This is a genomic window from Sinomonas sp. (assembly GCF_036848755.1).
In the GTDB taxonomy this organism is placed as follows: Bacteria; Actinomycetota; Actinomycetes; order Actinomycetales; family Micrococcaceae; genus Sinomonas.
The window spans coordinates 1-4,781 of sequence record NZ_DAIUJO010000179.1 but is presented as its reverse complement, the minus strand read 5'-3'; the positions used below and the strand labels follow the sequence as shown (position 1 = coordinate 4,781).

Annotated in this window: 6 protein-coding genes; 4 read left to right on the top strand and 2 right to left on the bottom strand. The window is 67.6% G+C overall.

Going from position 1 to position 4,781, the window contains the following annotated elements; translation table 11 throughout:
* Window positions 1-121 precede the first annotated feature (121 nt).
* The 3 genes from V7053_RS17895 to V7053_RS17885 all read left to right on the top strand — a co-directional run bounded on the left by V7053_RS17895 (window position 122) and on the right by V7053_RS17885 (window position 1,875).
* Window positions 122-403 (top strand): alcohol dehydrogenase catalytic domain-containing protein, encoded by a 282-nt coding sequence (locus V7053_RS17895; protein ID WP_334173616.1) that lies wholly within the window; start codon window positions 122-124, stop codon window positions 401-403.
* 58 nt (window positions 404-461) lie between these two features.
* Window positions 462-707: a hypothetical protein gene (locus V7053_RS17890; protein WP_334173615.1), complete on the top strand. Its 246-nt coding sequence runs from the start codon at window positions 462-464 to the stop codon at window positions 705-707.
* A gap of 97 nt (window positions 708-804) precedes the next feature.
* Complete coding sequence (locus V7053_RS17885) at window positions 805-1,875, top strand: YeiH family protein (RefSeq protein ID WP_334173614.1); 1,071 nt, start codon at window positions 805-807, stop codon at window positions 1,873-1,875.
* A gap of 36 nt (window positions 1,876-1,911) precedes the next feature.
* Here V7053_RS17885 and V7053_RS17880 read toward each other — a convergent pair whose 3' ends face one another.
* Complete coding sequence (locus tag V7053_RS17880) at window positions 1,912-2,496, bottom strand: TetR/AcrR family transcriptional regulator (RefSeq protein ID WP_334173613.1); 585 nt, start codon at window positions 2,494-2,496, stop codon at window positions 1,912-1,914.
* A gap of 180 nt (window positions 2,497-2,676) precedes the next feature.
* Between V7053_RS17880 and V7053_RS17875 the strand changes: the two genes are divergently transcribed.
* Complete coding sequence (locus V7053_RS17875; protein ID WP_334173612.1) at window positions 2,677-3,720, top strand: NAD(P)-dependent alcohol dehydrogenase; 1,044 nt, start codon at window positions 2,677-2,679, stop codon at window positions 3,718-3,720.
* A 407-nt stretch (window positions 3,721-4,127) separates the two neighbouring features.
* Here V7053_RS17875 and V7053_RS17870 read toward each other — a convergent pair.
* Window positions 4,128-4,781: LGFP repeat-containing protein (locus V7053_RS17870; protein WP_443022665.1), on the bottom strand; the 654-nt coding region annotated here is incomplete at its 5' end.

Below are 4,781 nucleotides of genomic sequence, written 5' to 3'. Positions count from 1 at the left end.
TCGGATGTCGAAAATGTCCTCGAAAACCGTGAATGCCGGGAGTGAAGAGTGCCTAGGCTCGGAACAACGCCGCGATGACCCAAGGCTGGACGTGCGCCGACGGGGGCCAGAAACGGGAGCAATGATGCGCGCAGTTGTATTCACCGCCGAGGGCGATCTGGCGCTCGAGGAGCGGCCGAGGCCCGAACCGGGCTACAAGGAAATCCTCATCGAGACGGCCGCGGTCGGTATCTGCGGCACCGACACCCACGTCTTCGACGGCGAGTTCGAGGGAACGGTGTTCCCCCTGGTGCCGGGCCACGAGGCCACCGGCACCATCGTGGCCCTCGGCGAGGTCAAGGGGACGTCCGGCCTTTCGTCCACCGATGTCTGCCTTTCCACGAGCTGGGTATCTCCTCCCTGAAGCTTGTCGCAGAAGACGGGGCCGCCCGGCAGGGCACGCGGGCTCGGATGGGATCGCAATGGACGAGATGGAACGCCTTGGCGAGGAATGCGCAGCCGGGCAAATCCGCCGAGACAACGGAATCAAACTCACCGCGCTCGGGGTCTTGGTCCTGATATTCGGGATCGTCGTTCCTTTGACGCCGGACGTGACGCCGATGCTGGCGCTCGCCCTGCTGACAGGAGGGGGCTGCATGTTCACGTCCGGGAGGCGGAAGGTCAGGCGGGCTTTGGACGGGCTGGTGAGGGAGCTGCAGGAACATTGACCCGCGCTCGCGCCCGGCAAGACCCATATCACCGGCATATGGCACCATGCCATATCGGTGGCTACCGGCGTTGCGGCTTCCGCTGAAGAGTTGAGTCATGAGTTCGACACACCCGGCGCAGAGTTCCGATACAGCCACCAACGCAGCCCAGGCGACCTGGGCCTCGCGTGCTCGGGCGACGCTGCCCGGGCTCGCCGTCGCCGTCGTGCTCGCCGTGGGCGCCACGCTGCTCGGAGGGCTCGCCCCCATCGTCGGCGGACCGGTCTTCGGAATCCTGCTCGGCATGCTGGCGGGGACGGCACTGCCGTGGTTGCGGGGGACGCGCTGGAGCGCGGGCTACGACGTCGCCGGGAGACAGGTCCTTCAGGCGTCGATCGTCGTGCTCGGCACAGGCCTATCGCTGCAGCAGGTGATCCAGGTCGGTGCCGGTTCCCTGCCGGTGATGCTCGGGACTCTCACCGTGGCCCTCGGAGGGGCCGCGCTGTTGGGCCGGTGGCTGGGGGTCGACGCCGATGCTCGCACCCTCATCGGGGTGGGCACCGGAATCTGCGGCGCTTCCGCGATCGCGGCCACCACCGCCGTCATCAAGCCGAAGGACGCGGACGTGGCCTATGCCATCGGCACGATCTTCACCTTCAACATCGCCGCGGTGCTCCTCTTCCCGCCTCTTGGCCACCTCCTCGGGCTCAGCGGGCACTCCTTCGGCCTGTGGAGCGGAACGGCGATCAACGACACCTCCTCGGTGGTCGCCGCAGCCTTCAGCTACGGCTCCGGCGCGGGGCCCTACGCCATCGTCGTCAAGCTCACGAGATCGCTCATGATCATTCCGATCAGCGTGGGGCTGGCCCTTCTCAGGGCCCGGCGCAGCAGGGCTGCCGGCGAGGAGTCGCGGAAGATGCCCTGGACCCAGATGGTGCCCGCCTTCCTCATCGGGTTCGTCCTCGCGGCCACGCTCGACACCCTCGGCGCGATCCCAGGCTCCTGGCACCCGGCCCTTTCCGCCCTGGGCACCTTCCTGATCACGATCGCCCTCGCCGGGATCGGGCTCAACCTCCGGTTCGCCCAGATGCGCAGGGCCGGCCACCGGCCCCTCCTCCTCGGCGGAATGCTGTGGGCCGCCGTCGGCCTCACGAGCCTCGGACTCCAAGCCCTCACCGGCACCCTCTGAGGATGCGGGGATCGACTCCGCCGCCGGGGCAAGCCCCTAGGCCTGCCGCAGATGCGCCTCCACGACCAACCGGCCCAACCGGCGCCCGAGTTCGGCGGCGGTGCCGTCCCCCTCGGCGGAGGAGACGATGGCGCCCTTGATGACGGTCTGGAGCTCTGCGGCGAATCCCACAGGATCCGGGATCCCCCGCTCGTCGGCAAAGCGCGCGAGGTCCTCCTGCAGCAGAGCCGAGTAGTGAATGCACGCCTTCCCCAGTCGATGCTCCGGGCCTAACTCCATGAGCACGTGGATGAAGGACCGGGCCTCCGGGACGTGGGCGCGAAACAGCTCCGCATAGACGTCGAAGACCCCGAGCACTGCCATCGGCCCTTCTCCGGCCGCCCGCACCGCCGCAGCCAGCTCCTCCCGACGCTCCAGATAGAGCCGTTCCAGGTAGGCCAGTCCGAGCTCGTCCTTCGAGGCGAAGTGCCGGTAGAAGCTGGCCTTCGCGACCTCCGAACGGGCCAAGAGCTCCTCTATTCCGGTCTCCCGGACGCCTTTGGTGGCGTACAGCTCGAACGCGGCGGCGAGAACCCGTTCTCGGACGCCCGGCCGGTCCTTGTCCTTCTGCACGGCATCCATATCGACATCGTACGGTACAGACCGGTCTGTCTTCCTTGTTCCGTCGCACAGCCCCCCGGCGGCGCCCCATCCATCCGAGCCAGTCACCTCGACGGTGCTTACACAGAGCTGCTCTGGGTATCGTTACGGTGGTCTCCGCCGCCCAGCCGCAAGCAAGACCAACGACCCAAGGAGAACCCTTTGCTCACCGTCAATGCCTATGCTGCCCCTGCCTCCGACGCCCCGCTCGAGCCGGTACGGATCACCCGCCGCGACGTGGGCCCCAAGGATGTGCTGATCGAGATCAAGTACGCGGGCATCTGCCACTCCGACATCCACACCGTCCGGGAGGAGTGGGGTCCCATCAAGCACCCGCTCGTCGTCGGGCACGAGATCGTCGGTCTCGTCGCCGAGGTCGGCTCCGAGGTGACGAAGCACGCCGTCGGCGACCGGGTCGGCGTCGGCTGCCTCGTCAACTCCTGCCGGGAATGCGAGAACTGCGTGGCCGGGGAGGAGCAGTACTGCCTCAACGGCAATGTCGGCACCTACGGAAGCGTCGACCGCGATGGGACTATCACCCAAGGCGGCTACTCGACCCACGTCGTGGTGGACGAGGACTTCGTCCTGCGCGTCCCCGAGGCCCTCGACTTCGCCGCAGCAGCCCCGCTGCTGTGCGCAGGGATCACGACCTACTCGCCCCTGCGTCACTGGGAGGCCGGCCCCGGGAAGCGGGTCGCCGTCGTCGGAATGGGCGGACTGGGCCACATGGCCGTCAAGCTCGCCCACGCCATGGGCGCCGAGGTCACCGTGCTCTCGCGGAGCCTGTCGAAGAAGGACGACGGACTGCGCCTGGGCGCCGACCACTACCACGCCACCGAGGACGCGACGACGTTCGAGGAGCTCAAGAACAGCTTCGACCTCATCGTCAACCCGGTCTCCGCACCGATCGACCTCGGCGCCTACCTCGGCCTCCTCCGCCGGAACGGCACGATGGTCAACGTCGGCGCCCCCGCCGAGCCGCTCCCCCTCACGGTCTTCACGCTCTTCCGCAACCGCCGCTCCTTCGCGGGCTCGAGCATCGGCGGGATCCGGGAAACCCAGGAGATGCTCGACTTCTGCGCCGAGCACGGCATCAACCCGGACACCGAGCTCATCGACGCCTCGTACATCAACGAGGCGTGGAAGCGCGTCCTCTCCTCCGACGTCCGCTACCGCTTCGTGATCGACGCAGCGACGTTCGCCTAGAAGCCCAGCACGGCGGCGGCCCCAAGCCCGCAAAGGGCTAGGGGCCGCCGTCGTCTACGCGCTTGGCGAGAGCGCACGTTTCGCACGAGAGCATACGTTCGCTCCCAGAGCGCACGTTTCACCGCGTCCTAACGTGCGCCTTCGCGCCAAACGTCCGCTTTCACCGAGGTTCTAGCGTGCCCCCTTGCGGCCCAATCGGGGAGGAGGGCGAGGCCGCCGCCAAGATCAAGTGGTACTCAGCCCGGATTCGAGTACCGGCAAGTGTTGGCCGGACCCGGCCCGCGATGGGAGCGTAGAGATATGTTCCCGGCTGGGCGGGGCAGCCAACTGAATAGCCGAATACACAACTGAATACCGGAATGAGGGCCTCTGAATCACTGGGACTATGGGGGCCCTCATCGGTGTGGTCAGGATTGCGTGATGGCAGTGGTCCCGTTGACGTCGCTAATGCGTCCCCCTTGGAAGTCCTGGGCCGTCCCGTTGGGAACCGGGTAGACCTCGCTGGTGGGGTAGCCGAGGCGCCCGCTCTCGAAGCCCGTGGACTGCCAGACAGCCCGGATCGCGCCGTACGACTCGTGGGTTCCCGAAGCCGGCGAGGATACGATCGCGCCGCCCTCATAGTTCTGGTACGAGCCGCCGTCGAGCAGACCCGTCACCAGCTCAGTAGTCGGGTATCTGAGAACGCCGTGCTCGAAACCGGTCGACTGCCACTCCGAACGGATGGAGCCGGTCGACTCGTGGGTACCGGAGGCCGGCGAGGATACGATCGCGCCGCCCTGATAGTTCTGGTAGGAGCCACCGTCGAGCAGTCCCGCGACCACCTCCGTCGTCGGATATCCCAGGGCGCCCCCCTCGAACCCGGTGCTCTGCCATTCAGCGCGAATGGCGCCCAGCGATTCGTGCGCTCCGCTCGCCGGGGACCACAGGATGGCCCCGCCGTCGTAATTCTGGTAGACGCCCCCGTTGCGCAGGCCCCCCACCTCATCGGTCGCGGGATAGCCCATGACGCCGTTCTCGAAGCCGAGCCCCGCCCACTCACCGCGGATCGCCCCGTGGGAGAC